Origin of the sequence: Pseudomonas sp. O39, from assembly GCF_045447295.1 — a bacterium.
Lineage (GTDB): Bacteria > Pseudomonadota > Gammaproteobacteria > Pseudomonadales > Pseudomonadaceae > Aquipseudomonas > Aquipseudomonas antarctica_A.
The window spans coordinates 1-24,824 of the sequence record NZ_JBJGXV010000017.1 but is presented as its reverse complement, the minus strand read 5'-3'; the positions used below and the strand labels follow the sequence as shown (position 1 = coordinate 24,824).

31 protein-coding genes are annotated in these 24,824 nt (G+C 60.0%); 10 read left to right on the top strand and 21 right to left on the bottom strand.

Going from position 1 to position 24,824, the window contains the following annotated elements; translation table 11 throughout:
* Positions 1–5: 5 nt before the first annotated feature.
* The 6 genes from ACI77D_RS20215 to ACI77D_RS20190 all read right to left on the bottom strand — a co-directional run bounded on the left by ACI77D_RS20215 (position 6) and on the right by ACI77D_RS20190 (position 5,199).
* The gene (locus ACI77D_RS20215; protein ID WP_262667692.1) at positions 6–1,037 is read right to left on the bottom strand and encodes an ABC transporter ATP-binding protein; all 1,032 of its coding nucleotides are present in this window, start codon (positions 1,035–1,037) and stop codon (positions 6–8) included.
* Positions 1,034–1,828 carry an ABC transporter permease gene (locus tag ACI77D_RS20210; RefSeq protein ID WP_407017338.1) on the bottom strand — a complete coding sequence of 265 codons (795 nt, stop codon included), beginning with the start codon at positions 1,826–1,828 and terminating at the stop codon, positions 1,034–1,036. The genes ACI77D_RS20215 and ACI77D_RS20210 overlap by 4 nt, the downstream gene beginning before the upstream one ends.
* Positions 1,825–2,643 (bottom strand): iron ABC transporter permease, encoded by an 819-nt coding sequence (locus ACI77D_RS20205; RefSeq protein ID WP_262667691.1) that lies wholly within the window; start codon positions 2,641–2,643, stop codon positions 1,825–1,827. Before ACI77D_RS20205 ends, ACI77D_RS20210 begins: the two co-directional genes overlap by 4 nt.
* A complete protein-coding gene (locus ACI77D_RS20200; protein ID WP_064452079.1) occupies positions 2,644–3,648 on the bottom strand; it encodes an ABC transporter substrate-binding protein in 1,005 nt (334 codons plus the stop codon). It abuts the gene before it with no gap.
* Positions 3,632–4,651: a LacI family DNA-binding transcriptional regulator gene (locus ACI77D_RS20195; protein ID WP_064452078.1), complete on the bottom strand. Its 1,020-nt coding sequence runs from the start codon at positions 4,649–4,651 to the stop codon at positions 3,632–3,634. The genes ACI77D_RS20200 and ACI77D_RS20195 overlap by 17 nt, the downstream gene beginning before the upstream one ends.
* 164 nt (positions 4,652–4,815) lie before the next feature.
* Entirely contained in the window at positions 4,816–5,199 is a 384-nt protein-coding gene (locus ACI77D_RS20190; protein ID WP_082895873.1) for a cytochrome c, read from the bottom strand.
* Positions 5,200–5,688: 489 nt separating this feature from the next.
* Between ACI77D_RS20190 and ACI77D_RS20185 the strand changes: the two genes are divergently transcribed.
* The gene (locus tag ACI77D_RS20185) at positions 5,689–6,786 is read left to right on the top strand and encodes a carboxynorspermidine decarboxylase (RefSeq protein ID WP_064452077.1); all 1,098 of its coding nucleotides are present in this window, start codon (positions 5,689–5,691) and stop codon (positions 6,784–6,786) included.
* 28 nt (positions 6,787–6,814) lie between these two features.
* A complete protein-coding gene (locus tag ACI77D_RS20180; protein ID WP_407017337.1) occupies positions 6,815–8,059 on the top strand; it encodes a saccharopine dehydrogenase family protein in 1,245 nt (414 codons plus the stop codon).
* A gap of 416 nt (positions 8,060–8,475) precedes the next feature.
* Here the strand turns inward: ACI77D_RS20180 and ACI77D_RS20175 are convergent, their stop codons facing one another.
* Positions 8,476–9,168 carry a M24 family metallopeptidase gene (locus tag ACI77D_RS20175; protein WP_407017336.1) on the bottom strand — a complete coding sequence of 231 codons (693 nt, stop codon included), beginning with the start codon at positions 9,166–9,168 and terminating at the stop codon, positions 8,476–8,478.
* Positions 9,169–9,527: 359 nt separating this feature from the next.
* Between ACI77D_RS20175 and ACI77D_RS20170 the strand changes: the two genes are divergently transcribed.
* Positions 9,528–9,863, top strand: a complete 336-nt coding sequence (locus ACI77D_RS20170) for a DUF6124 family protein (RefSeq protein ID WP_064452075.1) — start codon at positions 9,528–9,530, stop codon at positions 9,861–9,863.
* Between the two features lie 70 nt (positions 9,864–9,933).
* Positions 9,934–10,437, top strand: a complete 504-nt coding sequence (locus ACI77D_RS20165; protein ID WP_407017335.1) for a signal peptidase II — start codon at positions 9,934–9,936, stop codon at positions 10,435–10,437.
* A gap of 44 nt (positions 10,438–10,481) precedes the next feature.
* Here the strand turns inward: ACI77D_RS20165 and glsB are convergent, their stop codons facing one another.
* Together glsB and ACI77D_RS20155 are read right to left on the bottom strand one after the other, a co-directional pair.
* Positions 10,482–11,390: a glutaminase B gene (glsB, locus tag ACI77D_RS20160; protein ID WP_064452073.1), complete on the bottom strand. Its 909-nt coding sequence runs from the start codon at positions 11,388–11,390 to the stop codon at positions 10,482–10,484.
* Positions 11,391–11,444: 54 nt separating this feature from the next.
* The gene (locus tag ACI77D_RS20155; protein WP_407017334.1) at positions 11,445–11,789 is read right to left on the bottom strand and encodes a hypothetical protein; all 345 of its coding nucleotides are present in this window, start codon (positions 11,787–11,789) and stop codon (positions 11,445–11,447) included.
* A 91-nt stretch (positions 11,790–11,880) separates the two neighbouring features.
* On the opposite strand from ACI77D_RS20155, the gene ACI77D_RS20150 reads away from it, so the two are divergent.
* On the top strand, positions 11,881–12,228 hold the full coding sequence (locus tag ACI77D_RS20150; RefSeq protein ID WP_221294536.1) for a hypothetical protein: 348 nt from the start codon (positions 11,881–11,883) through the stop codon (positions 12,226–12,228).
* 125 nt (positions 12,229–12,353) lie between these two features.
* Here the strand turns inward: ACI77D_RS20150 and ACI77D_RS20145 are convergent, their stop codons facing one another.
* On the bottom strand, positions 12,354–12,764 hold the full coding sequence (locus ACI77D_RS20145; protein WP_407017333.1) for a hypothetical protein: 411 nt from the start codon (positions 12,762–12,764) through the stop codon (positions 12,354–12,356).
* A gap of 109 nt (positions 12,765–12,873) precedes the next feature.
* On the opposite strand from ACI77D_RS20145, the gene ACI77D_RS20140 reads away from it, so the two are divergent.
* Positions 12,874–13,725, top strand: a complete 852-nt coding sequence (locus ACI77D_RS20140) for a helix-turn-helix domain-containing protein (RefSeq protein ID WP_064452069.1) — start codon at positions 12,874–12,876, stop codon at positions 13,723–13,725.
* On the opposite strand, the gene ACI77D_RS20135 is transcribed toward ACI77D_RS20140, so the two are convergent.
* Positions 13,726–14,367, bottom strand: coding sequence for a ribonuclease T2 family protein (locus ACI77D_RS20135; protein ID WP_407017332.1), 642 nt, complete (start codon positions 14,365–14,367; stop codon positions 13,726–13,728).
* An 89-nt stretch (positions 14,368–14,456) separates the two neighbouring features.
* A complete protein-coding gene (locus ACI77D_RS20130; protein WP_407017331.1) occupies positions 14,457–15,437 on the bottom strand; it encodes a Gfo/Idh/MocA family protein in 981 nt (326 codons plus the stop codon).
* Between the two features lie 126 nt (positions 15,438–15,563).
* On the opposite strand from ACI77D_RS20130, the gene ACI77D_RS20125 reads away from it, so the two are divergent.
* Entirely contained in the window at positions 15,564–15,926 is a 363-nt protein-coding gene (locus tag ACI77D_RS20125) for an NUDIX hydrolase (protein ID WP_064452066.1), read from the top strand.
* Between the two features lie 302 nt (positions 15,927–16,228).
* Here the strand turns inward: ACI77D_RS20125 and ACI77D_RS20120 are convergent, their stop codons facing one another.
* Genes ACI77D_RS20120 through ACI77D_RS20105 form a run of 4 tightly spaced genes read right to left on the bottom strand, consistent with a single transcriptional unit; the run spans position 16,229 to position 18,075 of the window.
* Positions 16,229–16,723, bottom strand: a complete 495-nt coding sequence (locus tag ACI77D_RS20120) for a periplasmic heavy metal sensor (protein ID WP_064452065.1) — start codon at positions 16,721–16,723, stop codon at positions 16,229–16,231.
* Complete coding sequence (locus tag ACI77D_RS20115) at positions 16,720–17,151, bottom strand: hypothetical protein (RefSeq protein WP_221294533.1); 432 nt, start codon at positions 17,149–17,151, stop codon at positions 16,720–16,722. The genes ACI77D_RS20120 and ACI77D_RS20115 overlap by 4 nt, the downstream gene beginning before the upstream one ends.
* Complete coding sequence (locus tag ACI77D_RS20110) at positions 17,148–17,726, bottom strand: RNA polymerase sigma factor (RefSeq protein ID WP_221294532.1); 579 nt, start codon at positions 17,724–17,726, stop codon at positions 17,148–17,150. The genes ACI77D_RS20115 and ACI77D_RS20110 overlap by 4 nt, the downstream gene beginning before the upstream one ends.
* A 37-nt stretch (positions 17,727–17,763) precedes the next feature.
* Positions 17,764–18,075 carry a YXWGXW repeat-containing protein gene (locus tag ACI77D_RS20105; RefSeq protein WP_064452062.1) on the bottom strand — a complete coding sequence of 104 codons (312 nt, stop codon included), beginning with the start codon at positions 18,073–18,075 and terminating at the stop codon, positions 17,764–17,766.
* Positions 18,076–18,303: 228 nt separating this feature from the next.
* On the opposite strand from ACI77D_RS20105, the gene ACI77D_RS20100 reads away from it, so the two are divergent.
* Positions 18,304–18,444, top strand: a complete 141-nt coding sequence (locus ACI77D_RS20100; RefSeq protein WP_167353692.1) for a hypothetical protein — start codon at positions 18,304–18,306, stop codon at positions 18,442–18,444.
* On the opposite strand, the gene ACI77D_RS20095 is transcribed toward ACI77D_RS20100, so the two are convergent.
* On the bottom strand, positions 18,441–18,689 hold the full coding sequence (locus tag ACI77D_RS20095; RefSeq protein WP_407017330.1) for a DUF1652 domain-containing protein: 249 nt from the start codon (positions 18,687–18,689) through the stop codon (positions 18,441–18,443). The two genes, ACI77D_RS20100 and ACI77D_RS20095, sit on opposite strands and share 4 nt — an antisense overlap.
* 245 nt (positions 18,690–18,934) lie before the next feature.
* Here ACI77D_RS20095 and ACI77D_RS20090 point away from each other — a divergent pair, with 245 nt between their 5' ends.
* The gene (locus ACI77D_RS20090) at positions 18,935–19,879 is read left to right on the top strand and encodes a diguanylate cyclase (protein WP_407017329.1); all 945 of its coding nucleotides are present in this window, start codon (positions 18,935–18,937) and stop codon (positions 19,877–19,879) included.
* 553 nt (positions 19,880–20,432) lie between these two features.
* Here the strand turns inward: ACI77D_RS20090 and ACI77D_RS20085 are convergent.
* The 4 genes from ACI77D_RS20085 to ACI77D_RS20070 form a co-directional block, all read right to left on the bottom strand.
* Positions 20,433–20,879: a GNAT family N-acetyltransferase gene (locus ACI77D_RS20085; RefSeq protein WP_221294531.1), complete on the bottom strand. Its 447-nt coding sequence runs from the start codon at positions 20,877–20,879 to the stop codon at positions 20,433–20,435.
* Positions 20,880–20,962: 83 nt separating this feature from the next.
* A complete protein-coding gene (locus tag ACI77D_RS20080; protein ID WP_221294530.1) occupies positions 20,963–21,871 on the bottom strand; it encodes an AraC family transcriptional regulator in 909 nt (302 codons plus the stop codon).
* A gap of 36 nt (positions 21,872–21,907) precedes the next feature.
* Positions 21,908–22,603, bottom strand: coding sequence for a fumarylacetoacetate hydrolase family protein (locus ACI77D_RS20075; protein WP_064452057.1), 696 nt, complete (start codon positions 22,601–22,603; stop codon positions 21,908–21,910).
* 107 nt (positions 22,604–22,710) lie between these two features.
* Positions 22,711–23,040 (bottom strand): hypothetical protein, encoded by a 330-nt coding sequence (locus ACI77D_RS20070; protein ID WP_064454919.1) that lies wholly within the window; start codon positions 23,038–23,040, stop codon positions 22,711–22,713.
* 331 nt (positions 23,041–23,371) lie between these two features.
* Here ACI77D_RS20070 and ACI77D_RS20065 point away from each other — a divergent pair.
* On the top strand, positions 23,372–24,824 hold a 1,453-nt coding region (locus tag ACI77D_RS20065), incomplete at its 3' end, for a DUF6531 domain-containing protein (protein WP_407017328.1).

Below are 24,824 nucleotides of genomic sequence, written 5' to 3'. Positions count from 1 at the left end.
AGCTCTCACGCATTCAGGGTGAACAACATGTGCGGCGCAATGGCCAGGGCAATCGGCGCGCCGACGCTGTGCAACTGGTTGTCGTTGCTGTCCACCAGCAACGGTTGTGGGCCGCCGACATCCACCAACAGGCGGCTTTGCGCCCCCTGGAAGAACTGCGCCAACAGGTGGCCGTGCAAGTGCCCCTCGCCCTCCATCACGCGCAGGTGTTCGGGGCGGCAGTACACGGTGCCGGGGCGGTCGGCGGCGTGCCACGGCAGTTCACCGCCGCAGACTTTCAGGCCATGGGCGGTGCGGTCGAGTACCACGAAGGCATTGAGATTGCCGACAAAACCGGCGACGAAGGCGTTGGCCGGTTGCTGATAGATCTGCCGTGGGCTGGCCAACTGCGCTACACGCCCCTGCTCCATCACCAGGATGCGATCGCCCAGGGCCATGGCTTCGCCCTGATCGTGGGTGACAAATACCGAGGTGATGCCGAGCCCGCGGAGCAGTTGGTCCAGCTCACTGCGCAGCCGCTCGCGCAATTGCGCATCGAGGGCGGCCAGGGGTTCATCCAGCAATAGCACTTTAGGCCGCGGAGCCAGGGCACGAGCCAGGGCCACGCGCTGACGCTGCCCCCCCGAGAGTTCATGGATGCTGCGCTTGCCGTGGTGCTGCAAGCCCACCAGTTCCAGCAACTCTTCACAGCGCTTGTTGCGCGCCGGCGCCGACACACCGCGAATCTTCAAGCCGTAGACGATGTTGCCGGCCACATCCAGGTTAGGAAACAGCGCGTAGTTCTGGAACACCATGCCCACATCGCGACGCTCGATGGGCAGGCGGGTGACGTCTTGATCGCCGAAAAACACCTGGCCCACGTCCGGGCGCTCCAGGCCGGCAATCAGGCGCAGGGTCGTGGTTTTGCCACAGCCGGACGGGCCGAGAATGGCCAGGGTTTCACCGCCCTCGACAGTCAAATTCAAGTCATGCACGGCCACGGTGCCGTCGGCGAATGCCTTGCGACAGCCCTGCAACCGGATAGTGATAGCGGTCATCGACGCTCTCCACGGGACAAACGAGCACTGATGGCCTGCAGCGCAATCAGCAGCGGCACGATCATCAGCAAAAAAATAAGGGTGTAGGCGCTGGCGATTTCCAGGCGGGCCGAGGCGTAGCTGTCGGCCAGGCCTACGGGCAGCGTTTTGGTCATGGGTGTATGCAGCATCCACGTCAGGTTGAATTCACCCAGGCTCAGGGTCACCACCATCAGCACGCCGGCGAGAATCCCCGCCCGGCAGTTCGGTACTACCACGCTGAAGAAGCGCTTGATCGGCCCTGCGCCGAGGCTCGCCGCCGCCTCCTCCAGCACCGGCAGTTGCTGGCGTTGCATCACGGCCATCACCGGGCGCACCAGAAACGGCAAGGTGAACAGCACGTGGCCGACGAGGATGAACAGCCAACTGCTGCGAAATGTGCCGAACTGGCCGTAGGTCAGCAGCAACGCCAACGCACTGGCCAACCCCGGCATTGCCACCGGCAGCACCATCAGCTCTTCGAAGGCGCGACTGAAGCGGTTGTTCAGCCGCACCAGGGCATATGCCGCAGGTACGCCGATCACGCAGACGCACACCGCGCAGGCCAGGGCCAATTGCAGTGACAGCCACACGGTCGGCGAATAGGCCTGCCACACCTGGATCAGCCAGTCGAAGGTCAACCCACTGGACAGACCTACAAAGAAGTTGCGGGTCAACCCGGCCAACAATGACATCACCACCGGCACCAACATGAAGGCGCACACCAGCAGGGTAAACAGCAGTTGAATCACAAACAGCGAAGAGCGCTTCACAGGACTGTCCCCGCGTTTTTCACCAGCCGCCGTGTCAACAGCAACACGGCCCAGGTCACCGCCCCCAGCACCACTGACAGCGCAGCGGCGACGGCAAAGTTGGCGTAGTTGGTGAACACGTTGTAGATCGCCACCGGGGTGACGTTCAGTCGCGTGCCCAAGGTAAAGGCTGTACCAAATGCGCCCATTGAGGTGGCAAAGCAGATCGCCCCGCAGGAGGCCAGCGCGGGTGCCAGGCCCGGCACGATGACGTCGCACACCACGCGCCAATGGCCTGCCCCCAATGAATGAGCGGCTTCTTCGAGGCTACGGTCGAGGCTTTCGCACGCCGCCATCACCGTGAGAATCACCCGTGGAATCGAGAAGTACAGGTAGCCCACGAACAGCCCGGCCAACGAATACGCAAAGATCCAGCGCTCACCGGTCAATTGCAGGCCCAGGGCCGCAAACAGGCCTTGGCGCCCGGCCAACAGGATCACCAGAAAGCCCACCACCACCCCGGGAAACGCCAGCGGAAAGGTCAAGAGCGCCACCAGCGCCGAGCGCCCGAAGAACTGCTGACGCGCAAGAAAGACGCCGCTGATGCCGCCGATCAGTAACGCGACCAACGTCACCACCAGCGCAAGGATCACGGTTTGCCCCAGGCTGCCCAGGTACTGCGCACTGCTGAGCACCTGCCAATAACCGCTGCCTTGGCTGTCGCGGCTTTGCGCGCCGAGCACCACCAGGTGCGCCAGCGGCAACAGCCAGAACGCGAGCAGCACCGCAAAGGCCGGGGCCAATGCCCAGGCGGCGTGTTTTGCCGATGCGGCCACTTACTTGACCTCGTTCAGGTAACGGGCGGCGAAGGCTTCCTGCACAGCGGCCATTTTTTCGTAATCGACCACGCCGGCACGCGCGTAGTCGCTGTCCGGCAGGAACTGCGCGGCCACATCGGCCGGCATTTTCATCGGCCGTACAGGGCGCAGGTAGGCCTTGGCCCAGAGCGCCTGGCCTGCGTCGGACAGCACGAAGTCGAGGACCTTTTCGGCATTCGCGCGATGCGGCGCGTTAGCCACCAGGCTCATCACGTACGGCACGCTGATGCTGCCCTCCTTGGGGATCACAAAGGCGACATTGGCGTTGTCCTTGTAACGCGCGCGGTAGGCGTTGAAGTCGTAGTCCACCAGGATAGGCAGCTCGCCGGACAGCACCCGCGCATAAGCCGTCTGCTTGGGCACGATGGGCGCGTTTTTCGCGAGCTTCTGGAAGTAGTCGATGGCTGGGGCGAAGTTATCCAGGTCGCCGCCCAGCGCGCGGTTGATCGCCACGGCGGAGACGTAGCCCACAAACGCACTGGACGGGTCCAGGTAACCGACCATGCCTTTGTACTCAGGTTTGAGCAGGTCGGCCCAGCCTTGCGGCACGGGCAAGCCGCCCAGCGCGTCGACGTTGACCATGATGCCCAAGGTGCCGGAGTGAATCGCAAACCAGTGGCCGGCCGGGTCCTTCAACCCGGCCGGGATCTGCTCCCAGCCTTTGGGTGTGTAGGTGTCGACCACCTGGGCTTTTTGCGCCTGCAGGCCGAAGGTCACGCCGTAATACACCACGTCCGCCACCGGCGCGGCCTTCTCGGCCACCAACTGCGCCAGGGACTGGCCGGAGTTCTTGTTGTCCAGCGGCACTTGCACGCCGGTGCTGGCGGCGATGGCCTTGAGTTGGCTGCCCCAGTCCGCCCAGTCGGGCGGGCAGTTGTAGCAAATCGCGGTTTCGGCGGCGTGGGCCAGGCTGGCCGCGCCGCACAGCAGCAAGGCTGCCAAGGTTTTACTGAACGCGCGCATCAAGCGTCTCCTCATGGGGTTGAGTGCTTTCGCCGGGCCGGATATGGCAAGGCAGGCAATGGGAAATCGGGGAGTTACCGGCGATCTGCGCCAGCAGTTGATCAATCACGGTGCTGGCGAGCAGCGCGATGGGTTGCACCACGCTGCACAGGGTCGGGTGCATCTGGGTGCCAAGCGATATGCCATCAAAGCCCATGACCGAGAGTTGCTCAGGCACATTCCAGGCGTTGCGGCGCAATTCGGCGATCAGGCTGATGGCAAGAAAATCGTTGGAGCACACCAGCGCGGTCGGTGCCTGGGGGCCTTGCAGAAAGGGCTCGATGGCCGCGAACTCGGCCTGGGTGTGGGCCGGCATCTCGATGACCGGGCGGCTGTCGAGCCCGTACGCTTTCATCGCGTCGCAATAACCGGCGTAACGCAGGCGAGCGCGATCAGACTGCAATGCGGGGCCGGCGACCATGCTGATGCGTCGGTGCCCCGCTTCCAGCAAATAACGCGTGGCCAGGGCCATACCCGCGCGGTTATCGACCGACACCGCGCTGTACCCGGGATTGCTCGGTTGGTGATACGCCAGCACGAACGGCGTTTGTTCGGTGGCGAGGCTGTTGAGCACGCTGTTGCTTTCGGCGTCGGTCACCGTCAGCACCAGGCCGTCGACGCGTTGGCGCAACAACTCTTCCACCACCACGCTTTCGCGTTCGCTGCTGTAGTCGGTGGTCGCCAGCAACAGGCTGTAGCCGCGCAACCGTGCCGCACGCTCCATGGCCTGGAACTGTTCGGCGAACACCGGGTTGAGCAGGTTGGGCACCACTACGCCAATCAGCTGGGTGGTTTGCAGGCGCAATTGGCGGCCGAGCAAATTGGGCCGAAAGCCCAGCTCACGAGCGGCGGCGAACACTTGCTCACGGGTGGCCGGGCGCACCTGGTCGGGTGAGGCAAAGGTGCGGGCGGCGGTGGCGCGGGATACGCCAGCCAACCGTGCAACGTCTTTCAAGTCAGTCATTGTCACTCGCTTGAGATCGATCTCATTGGCGAGGACAGTAGCGAGGGAATGTGGCAGGAAGGTGGTGGGCAGATGACGGTTTGATGTCAGTGCTGTCCGCTTCAGTTGAGGCGGCTTTTAACCGAGAGTGTTCATTAACGATGCACCCACCTCACTTCTCACCCTCATCGAGTGTTTGAAATCACACCCCGCATGTATTGATTTAAATCGCGAAAATCCTGAACCTTCCAGGCAAAGGGCGAGAGCTTTACTCCGTTCTCTTGCAACGTCCTTGGAATCAAGTCTCCATTGGGACGAAGTATTATCGATGACACAATAACGCCCGGATAATCGTTGAGCCGTTTCTTGAAAGCAGACGTTGTAAGGTCAGGTGTAGGCGGATTGCTCTTATGCGCCAAGGGCCCTGTTCCCTTGAGGTCTGTTCCGTGGCACATCACACACCGCTGCGAATAGAGGTTTTTACCATTGGTGTTATCTGCGGCGGAGGGTGAAGTTTGAATGAGCGATAACATGCCCAGCGACGCGATGAGTACTATTTTTGTTTTCATGTTTTATGGGGCCTTGTTGTAAAAATAAGCGCTGAACCAAGGGCAAAAGCCGCAAGGCTATTGCAACACTTAATATCCTCGATAACGTTTGAACTGCGGCTCCCAGGCGCTGACTTCGCGGGACGTGACGTTCAACTCAAACGGTGTTTCGCCTGGCCTGCCCAGCGCGAAAACAAAACTCTAAGCTATTGATTCAAATCAGAAATAACTTTTAAGCTGGTGAGAGATCCGTCATTCTCCATTGCGTTGCCCTTGCTGGCAAGGATCGCCCAGAGAGGCTTATGAGCAATCTCGGCTCAACGTGATGTGTGCGCTTCATCAAGGCAGTTGCGCTCACCGTCGGTCGGTGTCATACCCCTGGACAGTCATATTCAGGCGCTATCCTTGGAAACCCGGCGCGCAAAATCCGCCCGCTAACCTTTCGATTCGATCCAAGTGCGGGCACAATGCGTGTCCTTTTTTGGCAGGCACCGCCGCAGGCTCTCAAAAATGATCAAAACGCCGTACTACCTCATCGATAAACAGAAGCTTCTGGTCAACATGCAGAAGATTGCTTACGTGCGCGAACAGTCCGGCGCCAAGGCCCTGCTGGCGCTCAAGTGCTTTGCCACCTGGTCGGTGTTCGACTTGATGCAGGAATACATGGACGGCACCACCTCGTCGTCGCTGTACGAGTTGAAGCTCGGCCGCCAGAAGTTCGAAGGCGAGGCGCACGCCTACAGCGTGGCCTGGGCCGACGATGAAATCGAGGAGATGCTGGATAACTGCGACAAGATCATCTTCAACTCCATCAGCCAGCTGCAGCGCTTTGCCGAGCGTTCCGAAGGCAAGACCCGCGGCCTGCGTGTGAACCCGCAGGTGAGCAGTTCCGACTACCTGCTGGCCGACCCGGCGCGCCCGTTCAGCCGTCTGGGCGAATGGGACCCGGTGAAGATCGAAGGCGTCATCGAGCAGATCTCCGGCTTCATGTTCCACAACAACTGCGAGAACGGTGACTTCAACCTGTTCGACCAGATGCTCAACACCATCGAAGAACGCTTCGGCGCGCTCCTGCACAAGGTCAACTGGGTCAGCCTCGGCGGCGGCATCCACTTCACCGGTGAAGGCTATGCCATCGACGCCTTCTGCCAGCGCCTCAAGGCGTTCTCGCAGAAGTACGACGTGCAGGTGTACCTGGAACCCGGCGAAGCGGCGATCACCAACAGCGCCTCGCTGGAAGTGACCGTGCTCGACACCCTCTACAACGGCAAGAACCTCGCCGTGGTAGACAGCTCCATCGAAGCCCACCTGCTGGACCTGCTGATCTACCGCCTCAACGCCAAGCTGGCGCCGAGCGAGGGTGAACACACCGTCATGGTGTGCGGCAAATCCTGCCTGGCCGGGGACATCTTCGGCGAGTATCAATTTGATCGTCCGCTGGCCATCGGCGATCGGCTGTCGTTCATCGACACCGCAGGCTACACCATGGTCAAGAAAAACTGGTTCAACGGCCTGAAAATGCCGTCCATCGTAGTGAAACAACTCGACGGTACAGTCGAGGTGGTTCGTGAATTTGGTTACGACGACTACCTGTCCAGCCTTTCGTAAGCTGGCGGATAAAGGAGAGATAAAGCAATTGAAAAAGAACGTTCTTATCATTGGTGCAGGAGGTGTCGCCAAGGTGGTGGCCCACAAGTGCGCGCAGCACAACGACGAACTCGGTCGTATTGCTATCGCGTCGCGCAACATCTCCAAATGCCAGGCCATCATCGACAGCGTCAAGGCCAAGGGTAGCCTCAAGGTTCCCGCCGAGATCCAAGCCTTCGCGCTGAACGCCCTGGACGTGGAAGCGACCAAGGCCCTGATCCGCGAGACTGACTCGCAGATCGTCATCAACGTAGGTTCCGCGTTCCTCAACATGTCGGTGCTGCGCGCCTGCATCGATACGGGCGTTGCGTACCTCGATACCGCCATCCACGAAGAGCCGGGCAACGTCTGCGAGACCCCTCCGTGGTACGGCAACTACGAATGGAACCACCTGGAAGAGTGCAAACAGAAGAACATCACCGCCATCCTTGGCGTGGGCTTCGACCCGGGTGTCGTCAACGCGTATGCCGCGCTGGCGCAGCAACAGCATTTTGACCGCATTGATTCGATCGACATTCTCGACGTCAATGCCGGCAGCCATGGCAAATACTTCGCCACCAACTTCGACCCGGAAATCAACTTCCGCGAATTCACCGGGCAGGTGTGGAGCTGGCAGAACAGCCAGTGGACCAGCAACACCATGTTCGAAGTCAAACGCACCGACGACCTGCCGGTAGTCGGTTCGCAGAACCTGTACCTGACCGGCCACGATGAAGTGCACTCGCTGTCGAAAAACCTCGACGTGCCCAACGTGCGTTTCTGGATGAGCTTCGGCGAACACTACATTAACGTGTTCACCGTACTGAAAAACCTCGGCCTGCTCTCCGAAAAGCCGGTCACAACCGCCGAAGGCCTGGAAGTGGTGCCGTTGAAAGTGGTCAAGGCCGTGCTGCCCGACCCGTCTTCGCTCGCCCCTGGCTACACCGGCAAGACCTGCATCGGCGACCTGGTCAAAGGCACCAAGGACGGCCAGCCGCGTGAGATGTTCATCTACAACGTGGCGTGCCATGAAGAAGCCTTCGCTGAAACCGACAGCCAGGGCATCTCCTACACCGCTGGCGTGCCACCGGTGGCCGCTGCGCTGCTGGTTGCGCGTGGCGAGTGGGATGTAAAACACATGGCCAACGTCGAGGAGCTGCCGGCTGAGCCGTTCCTCAAGGCGCTGGATGTGATGGGGTTGCCGACTCGGATCAAAGACGAGAACGGTGACCGTGCTTGGGATGCGACTGCTTGAATAGGCGTTAGCTGACTGAACAAAAAAATGCGCCCCACGGGGCGCATTTTTTGTTTGGGCACATGAAAGTCGTCAGAACACTGGAGATCCAAATGTGGGAGCGGGCTTGCTCGCGAAAGCGGAGTATCAGCACCGAATACGTTAACTGACACCCTGCATTCGCGAGCAAGCCCGCTCCCACATTTTGATTTGCGGCGCGCCTGGTACTCCTGAGTTGCTCAGCGCCCGCAAGCATTGCCACCACCGACCGATCATTCAAAGCCAATGAAGATCAGAATGTGGGAGCTGGCTTGCCTGCGATGGCGATGGGTCTGCCAACACATCCATCACTGAAAGACCGCTATCGCAGGCAAGCCAACTCCCACAGTACATTTACACCTCCAGGATTTTCGCACCGCTTCACGACCGCGTTTAGCTCACAACTCGCAGGCGTCACCCTTGTCATTGAAGAAATAGATATTCTCGTGCTTGTAACCCCACCGCCCGCCCCGTTCGCGGACATGCGGTTCGAAGGTAAAACACGCCACCTCACCAAGACGCCGCTGATTGCCCGCTTCAATGTAAAGCCGCTGATCACGCCGCTCGCAGAGGCTGTGGCCAACATTGGCGGCAAAATCCAGGTTCTCGAAATCGGCCGTCTCGATCAAATCATTGGCAAATTCATACAGCGCATTGAAGGTGATTTCAGGCCGCACAAACCGCCGCATCCGCTCATGCAATTCGCGTTCAGTCGCATGGCCACGGCTGAATTCAACACCGATCGGCACCGCCCGGCAAACGCCCTCTTCCATGTAAAACGACCGAGCACAATCGCCCCAAAGGCTGCCTGACCTTGGGCTCAGGTCCACCGTTATCAGGTTGTGGGTTCCCACCGGCTCCTCTGCAGGCCGATAGTCACGGCCAGACACGGAAAGCAGGCTGCGCGAACCGAGCAATACAAAGGCCGGGCAGTCGTAATACCAAGTGTCCGGGTAGCCGGCTTCGGTGAGTAACTGTGTGGCAATGCGGGCGATGGAGCTTTCTGTCGAGTCGGGCGTGATGCACGCGATGAGCTGCTGCAACACCTTCTTTGCTGCGGTTTGGACGACATCATTCAGCGGTTTGGGCATGGTCGGCATCTTCCTTGAGTCGGTGCAGCTTACGCGATTGCAGAATCGTTCGACGCCAGATGCTTCGGACGTTTCCCACAGGGGTTTCAGGTTGTCGGTCGGAAGTGCGCTGACTAACCTCTCGTCGTCGCTGCCAATTCAGCGACCGGGTTTGACCGTCCGCGCCTCCCAAATGCACCTGTGCCACATCGAATCAGGCGTTTTTTTTACGTCTGTTGTATCGTGTCGCGGCAGCTGTACGCGGGATACCTTCGGGTATGCCGGGCTCCTTGGGACCGGTCGGTCAACCCGCGTATAGCTGCCACCCTAATTCGTTTGACCGCGAACCGTGGCAGCTCCATTTCCCTTGGAGTTTCACCATGATTAAAGACAGCCCAAATCCCCCCGGCCATCCAGACTTCGACACCAGCACCCTGCACGAAGTGGCCTACCGCGCGATCAACCATTACCTCAACCCCGGCAAGCCCATTCCCGAACCCAGCGATGGCCTCTTCACCGTGCGTGCCGACCTGGGCACCGAAACCTTGCTGGTCAACGCATCACAAGACCTGGCGTCCATCAGCGACATTGCCAACCACCTGGCCTTCGAAATCGACGGCTCCCAACGCAATGTCGCGCTGGGCATCTGCCGAATGCTCGAAGGTGTGCAACTGCTGGTCGACAAAGCACTGAATGTAGCCCACCCGACGGCTTGAGATGGACGAGGTAGAGCGCCTGAGCTATCTTCGGGCGCTCTATCGAAAGCCCGGAACAGGAAGTTACCGCTTGAGCACGTCGCCCCTACTGCGAGGCCGCACCTTCGCCCTCCTCGCCGGCCTCGCCTTTATTGCCGTCGACCAGCTAGTCAAACTGCTGGCCCTGGTTTCACTACCAACCAACAGTTTCAAACTCGGCTCCAACCCTATCAACCTGGTGCTGGAACTGAGCCTTAACCCCGGCGCCTTTCTCAGCCTGGGCGCGGCGCTGCCGCCGCAGGTCAAACAACTGATTTTTATCGTCGGTGTGGCCGTCGTGGTTGCGTGGGCAATGGGGTGGTCGCTGTCCAACTGGAGCCTGCCGCTTCGCAAGGTCCTGCCGCTTTATGCGATCGCCTTGGGCGGTATCGGCAACCTGATCGACCGGGTATTTCGGGACGGCCATGTTGTTGATTACATGGTGCTGAACGTGGGGCCGACGCATACCGGCGTGTTCAATATTGCCGATATCGCGATTACTGCCGGGGCGTTGTTCTTGATGCTCGTTCTGTTCGTGAAGCCGCGCAAAGCTTAGGCATAAATGGGGATTTACGGCCACCGCCGTAAACCCCCAGGCCCTCAAAACACCGACCACCCAATCCGTTCACTCAACAACTCCAACGCCTTCATCCCCGCCAGCGAGTTGCCCGCCGCATTCAGCTCCGGCGACCACACGCACACCGTAAACTGCCCCGGCACGACCGCGACAATCCCGCCGCCGACCCCACTCTTGCCCGGCAGACCGACGCGATAAGCAAAATTGCCCGCCTCGTCATACAGCCCGCTGGTGGCCATGATCGAGTTGACTTGCTTGGTCTGACGCGCGGTCAGGATTTGCTCGCCGCTGTGGGCGCTCGTGCCTTCGTTGGCGAGGAAGCTGAACGCCTTGGCCAAATCCAGGCAGCTCATCTGCAATGCGCAATAGTTGAAATAGCTGTGCAGCACCGCGTCCACGTCGTTGTGGAAGTTGCCGAAGGACTTCATCAGGTACGCCATGGCCGCGTTGCGCGCGCCGTGTTGGGCCTCGGATTCGGCGACGACGCTGTTGACCAGAATCTGCGGGTTACCCGACAGGCGCCGCACAAAGTCGCGCATCGAGAGGATCGGCACGGCAAAGCGCGACTGGTTGATATCGCAGATCACCAAGGCACCGGCGTTGATAAACGGGTTGCGTGGGCGGCCGCGTTCGAATTCCAGCTGCACCATGGAATTGAACGGTTGCCCCGAAGGCTCGTGGCCCAAGCGTTCCCAGATGGTTTCGCCGCCGTGGTCGATGGCCTGCACCAGGCTGAACACCTTGGAGATACTCTGCACCGAGAACAGGGTGTCGGCATCACCGGCGCAGTAGGCGGAGCCGTCGTTGCCATACACGGCAATGCCGAGTTGATTGGCGGGCACATCGGCCAGCGCGGGGATGTAGTCGGCGACTTTGCCCTGGCCGATCAGTGGACGAACTTCGTCGAGGATCGACTCGAGCAGTGCCTGCATGTCTTGTCCGGTCATGTTTCTTTGAATCAGTGATAGCGGGGCGCGGAGGATACTTCAATGCGCCCGAAAGCCCCACACTATCTCTACCACCCGCTCGGCAATCACCAGGTAAACCAGGATCAGCAACAGCTGCAACGCCAGGTGATAACGCAGCTTGGCGAGCCGGCGAATGCCGTCGCTGATGTTCAATAACATCAACACGGTCGACAGGATAATCAGGCCCCAGCCGGCCACGCTGGAGGCGAACATCCCAACAAATAACTCACGTTGCCCGAGCAACGTATTGGTCCCCGCCGCAAAGAGCAGCGCGCACACCAACAGGTTCTTCACGTTGTCGAAGATCTGCGTACTCAAGTCGTTTTCCAGCCAGCTCAAATAGCGTTTCCATAACGTTTGCATGCGTCAGTTCCGGGTAGGGTTTGCTCGTCAATCAAAGTAGCTTAATAGCCCGTACACTGCACCGCTGCGCTGACTCCCCGAGGACTTTTGCATGAAGTTGATAATTGGCCTGACCGCCCTGCTGCTGGTATCGGCTTGCACGACAACCGCTCACACCCGGCCACCCGCACAGGACGCCACCGCCTCCACCTGCCTGGCGGGCGGTGGCGCAATGAAGCAAGTCGGCAAGTTGCAGCGCTGGACGTGCATCACGCCCTACAAAGACGCGGGCAAGGCGTGCACCGATTCAAGCCAGTGCGACGGTGAGTGCCAGACCAGCGTGACCACGCACGCCGGCAACGGGCCTGTCACGGGCGCCTGCCAGGTGGATAACAGTCACTTCGGCTGCTCGGCAACGGTCGAGAAAGGCCAACTGGGCCGGGCGATTTGCGTGGACTAATGCGCGCCACTTAACCCCTGTGGGAGCTGGCTTGCCTGCGATGGGGCCGTGTCAGCCACCATCGAGGTGGCTGACCCACCGCCATCGCAGGCAAGCCAGCTCCCACAGGGTTTGTGCGGCGGCGTTTAGAAATGCGCCACATCCGACACCTGTTCATCCAGCACATCCCGCGCCAGCGCCCAGGCGCGGTCCCTGGACTCGACCACCAGCAATGGGTAGCCCCAGGCCTTGCCGAACGTAACGGTAAACGGCTTGAGTGCCAGGCGCTTGGCCGCGCTCGGCTCGACCTGGATCATGCCTTTGACGTACGTGCGCAAGGCCTGTTTGTTTTTCTTCATCCAGATCGAGGCGTGTTTGCGCTCTTCGTGGGAGTGTTCATGGTTGCTTTCGTCGACGGCTTTTTCGTGCAGCAGTACGAACGATTGCTCGCGCGCCAGCAGGCGTTCAAAAATCACGAATGTGTCATCCGGGCCGCCTTCGTTGGGGGCGTCAAACACGATTTTCACCACAGGGAACGTCGAACTGTCGAGTCGCATGGCAGAGTTCCTAAATGAGAGTAGATCTCACTATAGAGCTCATCCCCCTGGACGGCATTGCATAAAATAGCCAATATATTTCGCAATTCAGCCAAGCAGCGAACCCGCCATGCAACGCCATCGCCTTGATCAGCACGACCCTGCCAGGGCCAGAGACGCCGACGTGATCCCGCGCGCGGTCGTGGCGGTGGGCGCCACCAGCACGTCCGAGAGCTGGGAACACGCCGCGCACGCTCATCGCAAGGGCCAGTTGATCTACACGCTGCGCGGGGTCATTCATTGCCAGATCGAGGCCGGAATCTGGATCGTGCCGCCGCAGTGCGCGCTGTGGATTCCCGGTGGTCTGTCGCATGCCGCACGGGGCTCCGGGGAGGCGGAAGTGTATTGCCTGTTGATCGATCCGGATGCCGCCGGCGCCCTGCCCGCGCAGTGCTGCACCCTGGCGGTGTCCGGCCTGTTGCATGAGCTGATCAGCAAGGCGGTCAGCTTCCCGCACTTGTATGAAGAAGACAGTGCGCAGGGGCGCCTGATCAGCACGCTGCTGGACGAACTGGCGCAGGCCCCGGTCGAAGCCCTGCACCTGCCCATGCCCCGGGACCTGCGGCTGCGGCGCTTGGCCGACAGCCTGCTGGCCGCCCCGGCAGACAAAGCCACGCTCGGCCAGTGGGCCGTGCGCATTGGCATGAGCGAGCGCAGCATGACGCGCCTGCTGTTAGAGGAGTTAGGCTTGAGTTTCGGGCGCTGGCGCCGGCAGTTGCATGTGATCCTGTCACTGCAACGCCTGGCCAAGGGTGAAAGTGTGCAGCGGGTCGCGCTGGACCTGGGTTATGAGAACGCCAGCGGCTTTATCACGATGTTCCGCAAAACGGTGGGCCAACCGCCGGCACGTTACCTGGCGGATCGGGCCGGGGCGTCGAGCGCAACGGCGCCTGCCGCCATCGCATTGCACCCCGGTACGTGATCAACGCTGAACCGGAATCCGAATGTCCCCACCCTTGCACTGGGTCTTCACACTCTTTGGGCAGCCGGCGAAGCGCAGTTCCTTGCTCAGGCACACCCGCACTTCGGACAACACCTTGCCCTTACAGATGACGGCCATGCCATGGTCGCCCATGGCCGGGTTGCTCTGGCGGAACAGGCTTTCAATCGCCTGCGCATCCAGGTAATTTGGCACGTTGAACGGCTGCAATTGCTGCGGAATCTGCACCGCTGCCAGGGCCGTATCGGTCGCGTCCAGATAGCGCGAAGCCTCCAGCCCGCTGCAGGTGCCGTGCTTGGACCACTCATGCTTGAGCAGGGCCTGTGTCGGGAAGATCAACGCCCCTTTGGCCAACTCATCGGCCGACAACCGCGATTGCGCATCACACGACGCCGGCCAACCACCTTTGGCGTACTGCGGCCACAGCCCATGCAGTACAAACCCATAGCCTTTGCCTGAACATTGCTCGTTACCCGGGTGCGTCAGGCAGAACGTTGGTGACCATGATAATGACAGCACATAAAAATCAAAATCCCCCGCCGGCCGTTGCTCCCGTGGTGCGGCTTGCGTCGCCATACTGGCCAGCACCAGCCCCAGTGCCATTAAGGCTGCCTTGTAGTTCATCGATCCATTCCTTGAAAAAGTAAGCGACTAGTGTGGGTCCTGGCCAGTGCCAACCGACAGTCACAAAAGCAACGCCCGCCATAGGAAAATCAATCAGGACGGCGCGGATTGCGTAGCAATACTTTATCCAGAATTCGATCCGTCTTCAGCGCCTCGATCGCCAGTGAAGGATGCTCGGCTTCCCCACGAATGTGCGCGTTCATGGCCTGCACGTGATGCCATTGGATATGTTCATGGCAAGGCACTTCCAACACTTCGTCAACCTCACCTTCAAGACGCAACGGCTCGTCCTCGAACACCGCAAACGTGATGCGGCCAGCGCTGCCGATCAGCTCCACCCGGTCTTCGCGGCGATCCGCGACAAAGTTCCAGCAGCCCATGCCCAGCGCGCCCGAACTGAAGGTCCAGCAGGCCGTCACCGCATCCTCAGCCGCATACTGCCCCGCTTGTCGTGCAGTAAAACCGGTGACTTCGACGATATCGCCCGCCAGGTACTGGAACAGGTCAAACCCATGGCTGGCGAGGTCGGCAAAGTAGCCGCCGCCGGCGATGGCCGGGTCGGTACGCCAATTGGCAGGGCTGGCGTCGGCGGGCGCTGGCGGCTTGCACAGCGACCAGGTCACATGGCGCAACTCACCGATGCGCCCGTCCCGCAGCCAGTCGCGCACTTGCTGAAAGCGTGGCAGCGAACGGCGGTAGTAGGACACAAACAAGTGCAGCCCGGCGCGCTCGAAGGTGCGCTGCATCAGCGCGCTTTGCTCGGCGTTGATGGCCATGGGCTTCTCGACGCAGCAATGCTTGCCCGCCGCAGCCACCATCAGGCTGTATTCAAGGTGGCTGTCGGGTGGGGTGGCGATGTACACCGCGTCGACTTCAGGGTCGTCAATCAGTGCCTGGGCGTCGGTATAGAAACGGGCAATGCCGTGGCGTGCCGCATAATCGCGCACAGCGGCTTCGCGGCGCCCCATCACGGCCACCAGCGCAGAACCTGGCACTTTGTAGAAGGCGGGTCCACTCTTTAACTCAGTGACACTGCCACAGCCAATCATGCCCCAACGTACGGTATTCATCAGTTGTCCTCGTCCGTTTTATCAAGGGGGAAGTATCCACATCACCACCCGTGCGCGCCACCGCCGATTAGCATGACAATTGCATTACACTTTCATGACAGTCATTCAACTAGGGAGGTGTAGACCTTGAAAATACGTGCAACCGTCATTTGCAAACATGAGGAGCGCATCCTCTTCGTGCGCAAGGCCAGGTCAAAATGGGCATTGCCGGGCGGCAAGGTCGAGCGTGACGAGCGCCCGGTCGGGGCAGCCGCACGCGAGCTGCAAGAAGAAACCGGGTTGAACGTGGACGGCCTGCTGTACTTGCAGGAATTGAAAGCCCGCGACACGGTGCATCATGTGTTCGAAGCCTCGGTGGTGAACATTGCCGAGGCGCACCCACGCAACGAGATCATTGATTGCCGGTGGCACGCTTATAGTGCCATGGACGAGCTGGACACCACCGACGCCACCCGGCACATCGTCAAATCCTTCCTGCGTCGCCTCTGACTCCCCGCCTCACCCCGCCTTCCGTTTTCTGCCGTTCGACAAAGGATTTGACGAACGCGGCAGCGGCTGTACGTCTTGCCTCGGCCATCCAACCGCTTTAATCCGCTGATTGTCGTGCGCACGGGCCTGCACCGGACGTCACGAATGTTGGGGATTTCGGTGTTGCATCAAGTGGGTATGGCGAGGTTGCAGGTGGACAGTGCGCTTAGGTCGCAAAGACCGAGTCGCCTGCATCGCAGGCAAGCCAGCTCCCACAGCTGACCGGGCCTGATTCAGGAGCCAGGTCGTCACCTGCATACAGATCAAGAACGCGGTTTATTCCCCGCGACCTGGGGGAGTTTCTCCTTGGTTTTGCCCTGCCCGCGCTGGTACAGCGCCTCGACCAGTTTCTGCCGCTCGTCCTGGGGCAAGTTGCTTGCGAACTGCGCCAGTGTGGCATCCACCAGCGCCCTGAGCGCGACATCCGCTTCGCGGGCCTTGGCCAGTTCGGCCACCAGTACATCGTGGTCCAGCGTCGGCGCTTCGAGTTGTTTGATCACACCCAGGCGCGCTTCGCGACCGGCCATGATCAGCGGTTGGCTGTCAGCACGGTTATGCCGCAGCAGTTGGCGCAACTCTTTGCGGCGCTCTGCCGGCAACTTGATCATCGCCTGGCGCAGGCCGTGCTGGTTGACCACCGCTTCGGCGGGCTTGGCAGTGGCCATCCAGTGATACAGGCCGCCACCTACACCGCCGATCAGGAACACGTTGAGCAACACCGAGACGACCAGCCAGGGTTTAAGGGATTTTACGGTCATTGCTCGGTTTCCTCGGCGTTGACAGTGAAGACGACGTCGGCATCGCCCTGATCGAAGACACTGGGCAGCACTTCGGATGACAACATGGGCAATGGCACACTCAACGACGCCACCAGCACCCCGGCGGCGATACCTGCAATCCCCACACCGACCAGGCCGGCGGGCGATAACCAGTTGGCATAGCGCGACCAGAAAGAGGCGCGTCGCGGGGCTGACTGGCGAATCTGCCGTGCCAGTGCCGGATCTGCGAATGCCAGTTGATGGTTGTCCAACTGCCCATCCAGCCAGCCCGCCTCGCACAACGCCTCGCGCGCGCTGGCGTTACCGCTGTCGAGCAAGGCCTGGGCCGCGGCCTGTTCAGCGATGGGCCAGCGGTGCAGGCTGGCTCCATAGGCATCAGCCAAGTGCGCAAATCGTTCAGGTGTCATGATTTTCCCCTTCCTGGGCGGGCAAGCCCGGGTGTGTCGGCAAGTTGGCTGCGCAACTGGCGGCGGGCCCTCGACAGCAGGCTCTCCAGTGCCTCGACGCTGATATTCATCAGAGCCGCGGCGTCGATGTTCGACAGCTCCTGATAGTACTGCAGCACAATGGCTTCGCGCTGGCGCTCGGGTAACCTGGCCAATGCAGCGGCCATTCGGGCACTGCGGTCGGCTGTTTCCAACTGCTCATCGGGGGACGGCGCGCTGTCCGCCAGTGTCAGCACCTCCTCCTCGTTCAACGGGCGTTCCTTGCGCCGGCGCAGGCGGTCATGGCACAGGTTGAGCGCCACCCGGTGCAGCCAGGTGTCAAAACGCGCTTCGCCGGCGCGCCAGTTGGCCGCCTGGCGCCAGATCCGCAGAAAACTTTCCTGGGCGACGTCCTTGGCTTCGTCGGCATCCCCCAGGATCCGACTGGCGAGCGCCAGCAAACGCGGCAACTTGCGCGTTACCATTTCGTTGACGGCGGCAGGCTCGTTGTTGCTGATACGCGCCAGTAGCTCAACGTCCGGATCAGTGTCTTTCAATCGGGTAACTCTCGGTCCGCAGGCTAAGTATCAAATTTCAGCGGACCCAATGGCCTTCGCGCCAATACCAGTTCGGGCCACGGGATTCCCAGTGCCCAGGCTCCCAGCGGGCATTGCGCATCACCGGCTGCCAATGGCCCGGCACCCATGCATAGGCACCGCGTTCCCATTTCCAGTGGCCACGGTCCCACGCGTAGCCCGGGCGTTCGGCAGGGATCACTTCAACCCGTTCTGCCGGAGGCGCCTGGCGGATGATCACTTCGGTCTGGGCAAAGGTCGGGGTACTGACAAGCGCGGCAAAGGCCATCGGGATCAACAGGGCATAGCGCAATTTGGCCAGTGTTCTCATGGCAACTCCTCCATATGGCGAACGAAAATGCTCGCTGCTGATGAGTTGAACGGCGTGCGCCGAAAAATCCGTCGCACGTCGCGCAGCTTTTTTTCAAGGCCGAGATTGAAAGGAGTATTGCTCAAGGGATGAGGGGACTTGATGAAATGTGTGCAGGCATCGCGACGGATTTGCGCAGGTAGCGGCGTTCAAGAGGTAACGCAGAACACACAATGAGGAAAAAATATCATGTCCCGTCGACTCTATATGCTGGTTGCCGCCCTGTTGATCGTCAGCCTCAGCGGCTGCGTGATCCTGCCGGAACACCGGCATTGCTGCTGGCGCTACTACGGCGCAGTGTCCACGCCCACCAGCACCGTCAACAGCTAGCCCACCGCAGCAAAGCCATGGCGCCCGGCCTTGATCTCGGTGCGCAATTCGCCAATCAGGTTTGAGATGGAACGGATGCTGTCCAGGCCTTGGGGCGACACCCGGGTCAGCAGCAAGTCGACACGACCGGACGCCGGCTCGAACACGCTGATGCGCAGCGAGCCGTCGCTGTTGAGGCTGCAATCACAGGAAAGCGGGAGGAAGCCCACGGCCATGATGCGGTTGAGTTCGATGATCGAAATCATGCTGAGCCCCCGTCCCTGGGTTCTACCCTGTTGGTGTGATGCACCCAGCATAGATAAGGTTTTGCCTGCTACTGAACAATTAATTCAAAAGTGATACCTGTGCCGCATTTTGCCCCGTAAATGCTGGCGCGCTGACGCCAGAAACCCAGCACACGACCTCTCGTCCGTCACTTTGGCGAAGGCTTGACTCACGGCGTGGTTCAAAAGACGCTCTTGGCTTTTCGCCATCACTCGAGCAGCCCGCCATGAGCATCAATCCACCGAGCCAGCCTGATAGTGACGTGTACAGGACGCTGCTGGAGTCGACCAAGGCCATCCCCTGGCGCATTGACTGGCAGACCATGACCTTCAGCTATATCGGACCGCAGATCGAAACGTTGTTGGGCTGGACCCCGCAAAGTTGGGTCAGCGTGGATGACTGGGTAGAACGGATGCACCCGGACGACCGCGAATACGTGGTGAATTTCTGCGTGTCGCAATCACGCGCCGGCGTGGACCATGAAGCCGATTACCGCGCGCTGACAGTGAACGGCGACTATGTGTGGATTCGCGACGTGGTGCATGTGGTGCGCAAGGACGATGACGTCCAGGCATTGATTGGCTTTATGTTCGATATCAGCGAGCGCAAGAAGACCGAAGAACACCTGATCCGCCTGCAAAAACAACTGGAGGAGTATTCTTTTCAGGACGGCCTCACCGGCATCGCCAACCGCCGGATGTTCGACACCGTACTCGAACGGGAATGGGCCAGCGCGCAGCGAAGCCAGCTGCCGTTGTCGTTGATCATTCTCGATATTGATTTTTTCAAGCAGTACAACGACCACTACGGCCATCTCAAGGGCGATGAATGCCTGCGCCAGGTGGCTCGTACCTTGTCGCTGGCGGCCAACCGGCCACGGGATTTCATCGCACGTATCGGCGGCGAGGAGTTTGTGTGGTTGCTGCCGGAGACCGACGCGGCATCAGCCAGGCAGGTGGCCCGACGCTGCCTGCATCTGATCTGCCAGCAGCAGATCGAGCACGAATTTTCAGCGGTTTCCCAGTTACTGACGCTGAGCCTGGGAGTCGGCACCCATGTCGTAACACCGAACAGCGCGATGCTGGGGTTTGTCGAATCCGTCGACAAGTTGCTGTACCAGGCCAAACGTAATGGACGGATGCGGGCGGAGTTTGCCGATATTGAAACTTGACGTCGAAGTCAAACTCCGGGCAAAAAAAATCCCAAGTAGCTGATGGAAACTTGGGATTTAAAAATGCATAAACCGTGGGAGGTGAACGCCCGGCAATACTACCGACTGGATAAACCTGTCACAAGATTATTTTAATCCTTTCGTCGGATTAAAAGCGTCGTAAGTCATTCAATAACCACACAATTTTCAGGGTGTCGAAGACTAAAAGTGCCACTTTTTGGTGCAATTAAGCGTTATAACCCTAACGACTTCTCGGCTGTATTTCCGCTATTAAAATGGGGTTATTGCCTACAACGGCGCGACACTGTCGGAATACCGCTGTCTTAATTGTTTGCAGGCTTCGGGCGACTCAAAGCCTGCGGGCGATGCCGCGCGAGCAACGTTTTCTATACGTTGGCAGAGGGCCAGGCGCTCTGCTGCCTCTTGCCGATCACGGTCTACCTGGGCGTTAAACCGTATAAAACAGACGCCGAGCAGCACCGCCACGCACAGAACCCCGATCGAAAAATAGCGAAAGCTGTTGGCCGGAGAGGGTTCTGGTAGGTTCATTGCTTTAAGGCGCCCTGCTCTTTTCATAACGGACATCGTCGCCATCGACCCGTCCCACCTTCGACCAACCCAGTCGTTGGTAAAACCCATTGGCCCTTATTTCATCACGTCCATCCGTGACCAGAAACAACCTGTCGTGGCGTTCGAACAACGCGGCTTCAGCCACCGCCATCAGTCGGCGGCCCAAGCCACGACCCTCGTAGGCAGGGTGCACGAACATCGCAAACACCTCGCCTTCGGCCAGGTCGACCATGGAAAACGCGGCGGGTTGGCCATTCACGTGCGCGACCCAAACACACGGCGCTTCGCGGATACTGTCTGCCAACACCTGCGGCGTAATGCCAAGGTCGGCCAGCTGTGCACGACTCAAGTGGTTTTGCAGCACCGCGGTGCGGATGGCAAACAAGCTGTCGATATCCGCAAGCGTCGCCAATCGTACGAGGTTTTCCATGAACGCCTCCTCCCCTACAACATGCGATTGTATGCAAATAGAAACATATACATTGTGGTGGATTTGTAAGAGAAAGCGCGCGACTACAAGGATTCTGTCTGCTGCCGACGGCGAAACTGCCCTGGGGTCAAGCCGTGGGCCTTACGAAAACACCGGGAGAAATACGCTTGATCCGTAAACCCGCAGCGCTGGGCGATCACACCGATCATTTGCGCGCTGTTGAGCAATAAGGTGCGCGCCAACTGCATGCGACGGTCAAGCACCCATTGGGAAAAGGGTTTGCCGGTTTCTTTGCGTAGCAGATGAGTGAGGTAGTTGGGCGACAGGAACGCAGCGGCCGCCGCGTCGGTCAGGTTGAGCGTCGGTTCGTGCAGATGCTCGCGAATATAGCCCTGCAGCCTTGCCAGGGCGTCTTTGCGACCGCGCCGCGTGGCGTTATTGGCGGCAAATGCCTGCAAGGGTTCGGCGTACTGTTCGCAGACGAGGCCGACCAGTTGGAATAGATAGCCTTTTAGTCGCTCACGGGCGCCGAACGTGCGATGGGCGTCCAGGGTGCGCATATGCGCGAGCCAGGTTTTCACTTCGTCGAAGGCCGCGTCGTCGAGAATGAAATCCAGTTGCTCCTGAAAGCGAAACGGCGACAACTCCGGCGCCTGGCCGATGGGGATGTCCTCCAAATCCAACGGATCGCAGGTCAATTGCGGCAGGAAAAACGCCTGGCTGAAGTTGATCAGCATGAACTCGCCGTCTTGCGGGTGGGGAATCACATGCAGGCGATGGGGCAGGATAAACGCCAGGGCTTTGTGCGGAAACGGTCGCACCGCGCCGCCGATATGTTGCACGGTGTCGCCGCCCAGGTTGATCTGGATCTGGAAGTATTCATGCCGATGCGGGCTGGTCAGCGCCGCCCGCCCGCGTTTATCGCGGATATAGAAGTCGGGGCGGTCGCTGCGTTGCTCCATGCCATAGGTGGTGACGCGGGTGCCTGGCATAACAGTCTCTCGGGTGGCCTGGGCACCACTTTAGCCTCAACCTTGGCCGAGGGTGAAACTCAACTCGCCAACGCCGTCGATGCCGGCGGTGACCACATCCCCCGGCTGCAACGCGCCGACGCCCGCCGGGGTGCCGGTAAAGATCAGGTCACCGGCCTTGAGTGCTACCGATTTGGAGGCGTGGCTGATTACTTCACTGACCGACCAAATCTGATCGGCCAGGTCGCCGAGCTGGCGTTGCTCACCATTGACCTTGAGCCAGATTTTGCCGCTCGACGGGTGCCCTACCGCACTCACAGGCTGCAACGCGGTACTGGGCGCCGACTCATCGAAAGCCTTGGCCCATTCCCACGGACGGGAGAGCTTTTTCGCCTGGGCCTGCAGGTCTCGGCGAGTCAGGTCAATGCCGACGCCATAACCCCATATATGCGAAAAAGCCTGTTCCGGGCTGATATCCACCCCGTCTTTGCCGATGGCCACCACCAGTTCCACTTCGTGGTGCAGGTCAGCGGTCAACGGCGGGTAAGCAATCACCCCTTTGGCCGGCACTACCGTATCCGCCGGCTTCATGAAGAAAAACGGCGGCTCGCGATCCGGGTCATGCCCCATTTCGCGGGCGTGCTCGCTGTAGTTGCGGCCTACGCAGAAGACGCGACGCAGCGGGAAACGCGCGTCGCTGCCTTGTATGGCCAGGGATGGGGTTGGCGCGGGGGTGAATACGTAATCAGTCATGGCCTGTGCCTCTTGGTTTACCTGGCGCCAGTATGGCGAGGCACGCCAGGGCAAAGTTGGACAGGTTTACGCAAATTTTGCACTGGCCAGTGCAAATCGCCGGTGGATCATTTGCGCGCCACTTTGTAACGCAGGCAATCCTGATAAAAACTCTGACGAATCACCTCAGGTTTGAGACGTGAAGGGCTGTCATAAGTCTGCTCGGTGATGCCCATCGCCATCATGCGCATCCACGATTTGCTGAACTTGATGGTCTGGATCTTCTGCCGCGCGGCATACAGCGACACGCCCGACAGTTTGAGTTCCTGAGCCCTGGCGGCGGTGCCTGCGCCCCAGCTGCACATGTACTTGTCACCTTCGCGCAGCTCCCGTGCCTGCACGGCAGCCGCGCCGCCGGCCAGGGAGCAGGCGATCAGCATCATTCCAACAGTGCGCATTTGCATCCCCACCTAACCACCTGAAAATAAAAGCGATTCTGGCGAGAATTTTGTTACAAAGGGGCCATTAAATTGCCTTATCGACGACTTATCGCTCCTGCTAGGTCGCACTCGCGCGGTTATCCAAGTAAGCATAGGCCGCCGTGGTGTCGAGGTTGTCGTCAAGGCTGACGCAATGAGCTGAATCGCTTTTTTGTGTAGGCCTTCGGGTTAGTTTTTTGCGGTTTTTACCCGCTTAAAGTCATCTATTTCTGATTTTTCCAACCACTCGTCCAGCCGCTTTTTCCTGCAGCAGACTCCGACGCCTTGCCATCTTGCCGAGACGTCACGGATGACCAACGCTGCCCACATTGCCTTTATCGAACATGAACTGAATGGCTTTCATCAGAGCCTGGCGGAGTATCGCCAGCAGATGGGGGCCTGGTATGCGCGGGCATTGGATTCGCTCAGCCACGCAACGGATATGCCTTCGTTGCTGGGGATGGATCGGGTACTGAGGGCGGGGGATTCGCAACAATCAGTCAGTATTTCCGATACGCGTTTTTCCACCGTCGCCCGCTGCCCGGCGGGCGGTGTGCTGAAGATCGAAAGCACGTTCGAGTCGGTGTACGACGTGCCGATCGGCGACATCCCGGTTGAGGTTATTCGACTGGATGACGGCAGTTCCACCGTGATCATGCTGGATGAACACGGCAAAGGCTCACACACCTGCGTGGCAGGCGGGCGATATGAGGTGCGGGTGCAGGGCGGCGTTTCTGCGCACCAGGTGGACGCGTTGTTTGCGTCCTACGCCGGGCTGACGGCGGACCTGGAGCAATGGCTGCGCGAGCAATGGAAAGACTTCAAACCCTATTGGCAGCAATCGACCGCCAGCGCGATTGGCAGCGGCGTGCTGGCGGGCAGTTGGGCGGCGATCCGGGACGTGTGGGACAGCATCAAGCTGGTGCAGGCGATTCTTGAAGACCCGTTGAAATACGTCGAGCAGCTCGGCACCGAGGCCGCCAAGTTGGCGCAGTTGGCCACCGATGCGCCCAAGGTCATGGAACAGGCGATGTTGCTGGCCAGTGATGAGGCGGCGCTGTACCTGATAGTGCGCACGGCCATGCTGTGGCTGGACGCGCTGCCGCCGGGCGAGATAGCCGAGGTGGCGGCCGGGTTTGTGGTGTCCTTGTTGATTGAGCTGGTGATTGGCGCGGTGTTGATGATCGCGCTGCCGGCGGCGGGAGTGGCGTATCTGAGTGTACGGTTGGTCAAGTATGGCGCACAGATTCTTGAAGCCGCCGTTGGTTTTGTCAGGAGCCTGCTCACGATTCTGACCAGGTTTATGCAGGCGGTGGATCGCTACAAGGCGGTGGCGGTTCGCGGCGTGGTCGGCGGGCTCAAGCAAGGCACGATGCAGATGCGCTGGCGGGCGCGGCAGAACGCGGTTCTCAAGCAGAAAGAGTCGGTTAATGATGTGCCTGCGTCGGCTAAAAACCCGAACGGGGATGCGGCGGCGGCTGCGGATAAGACGGCTACTAATGGATGCCCGGTGTCGATGGTGACCGGGGAAGAATTGCTGACCCTCACCGACGGCACCTTGGATGGGGTTTTGCCGTTTGAGTGGATGCGGCTGTATCGCACCAGCGCGGTGGAAGAGGATTGCGGGTTGGGGTTTGGCTGGAGTCATGCGCTGGCCCAACGGTTGGTGGTTACGGGTGATTCGGTGGTGTGGACGGATCATGAGAACCGGTCGACTGCCCTGCCCTTGCCTACGGTGGCTCGGCCGGCGATTACCAATAGCT

Coding starts and splice junctions, on each gene's coding strand:
- ACI77D_RS20150 (WP_221294536.1), top strand. CDS start 11,881: ATGAAGTTGATAATTGGCCTGACCGCCCTGCTGCTGGTATCGGCTTGC.
- ACI77D_RS20215 (WP_262667692.1), bottom strand. CDS start 1,037: ATGACCGCTATCACTATCCGGTTGCAGGGCTGTCGCAAGGCATTCGCC.
- ACI77D_RS20200 (WP_064452079.1), bottom strand. CDS start 3,648: ATGCGCGCGTTCAGTAAAACCTTGGCAGCCTTGCTGCTGTGCGGCGCG.
- ACI77D_RS20105 (WP_064452062.1), bottom strand. CDS start 18,075: ATGAGAACACTGGCCAAATTGCGCTATGCCCTGTTGATCCCGATGGCC.
- ACI77D_RS20135 (WP_407017332.1), bottom strand. CDS start 14,367: ATGAACTACAAGGCAGCCTTAATGGCACTGGGGCTGGTGCTGGCCAGT.
- ACI77D_RS20095 (WP_407017330.1), bottom strand. CDS start 18,689: ATGATTTCGATCATCGAACTCAACCGCATCATGGCCGTGGGCTTCCTC.
- ACI77D_RS20120 (WP_064452065.1), bottom strand. CDS start 16,723: ATGACCGTAAAATCCCTTAAACCCTGGCTGGTCGTCTCGGTGTTGCTC.
- ACI77D_RS20185 (WP_064452077.1), top strand. CDS start 5,689: ATGATCAAAACGCCGTACTACCTCATCGATAAACAGAAGCTTCTGGTC.
- ACI77D_RS20190 (WP_082895873.1), bottom strand. CDS start 5,199: ATGAAAACAAAAATAGTACTCATCGCGTCGCTGGGCATGTTATCGCTC.
- ACI77D_RS20080 (WP_221294530.1), bottom strand. CDS start 21,871: ATGCCAGGCACCCGCGTCACCACCTATGGCATGGAGCAACGCAGCGAC.
- ACI77D_RS20115 (WP_221294533.1), bottom strand. CDS start 17,151: ATGACACCTGAACGATTTGCGCACTTGGCTGATGCCTATGGAGCCAGC.
- ACI77D_RS20145 (WP_407017333.1), bottom strand. CDS start 12,764: ATGCGACTCGACAGTTCGACGTTCCCTGTGGTGAAAATCGTGTTTGAC.
- ACI77D_RS20140 (WP_064452069.1), top strand. CDS start 12,874: ATGCAACGCCATCGCCTTGATCAGCACGACCCTGCCAGGGCCAGAGAC.
- ACI77D_RS20170 (WP_064452075.1), top strand. CDS start 9,528: ATGATTAAAGACAGCCCAAATCCCCCCGGCCATCCAGACTTCGACACC.
- ACI77D_RS20130 (WP_407017331.1), bottom strand. CDS start 15,437: ATGAATACCGTACGTTGGGGCATGATTGGCTGTGGCAGTGTCACTGAG.
- ACI77D_RS20155 (WP_407017334.1), bottom strand. CDS start 11,789: ATGCAAACGTTATGGAAACGCTATTTGAGCTGGCTGGAAAACGACTTG.
- ACI77D_RS20085 (WP_221294531.1), bottom strand. CDS start 20,879: ATGGAAAACCTCGTACGATTGGCGACGCTTGCGGATATCGACAGCTTG.
- ACI77D_RS20100 (WP_167353692.1), top strand. CDS start 18,304: ATGTCCCGTCGACTCTATATGCTGGTTGCCGCCCTGTTGATCGTCAGC.
- ACI77D_RS20090 (WP_407017329.1), top strand. CDS start 18,935: ATGAGCATCAATCCACCGAGCCAGCCTGATAGTGACGTGTACAGGACG.
- ACI77D_RS20075 (WP_064452057.1), bottom strand. CDS start 22,603: ATGACTGATTACGTATTCACCCCCGCGCCAACCCCATCCCTGGCCATA.
- ACI77D_RS20195 (WP_064452078.1), bottom strand. CDS start 4,651: ATGACTGACTTGAAAGACGTTGCACGGTTGGCTGGCGTATCCCGCGCC.
- ACI77D_RS20175 (WP_407017336.1), bottom strand. CDS start 9,168: ATGCCCAAACCGCTGAATGATGTCGTCCAAACCGCAGCAAAGAAGGTG.
- glsB (WP_064452073.1), bottom strand. CDS start 11,390: ATGCAGGCACTGCTCGAGTCGATCCTCGACGAAGTTCGTCCACTGATC.
- ACI77D_RS20070 (WP_064454919.1), bottom strand. CDS start 23,040: ATGCGCACTGTTGGAATGATGCTGATCGCCTGCTCCCTGGCCGGCGGC.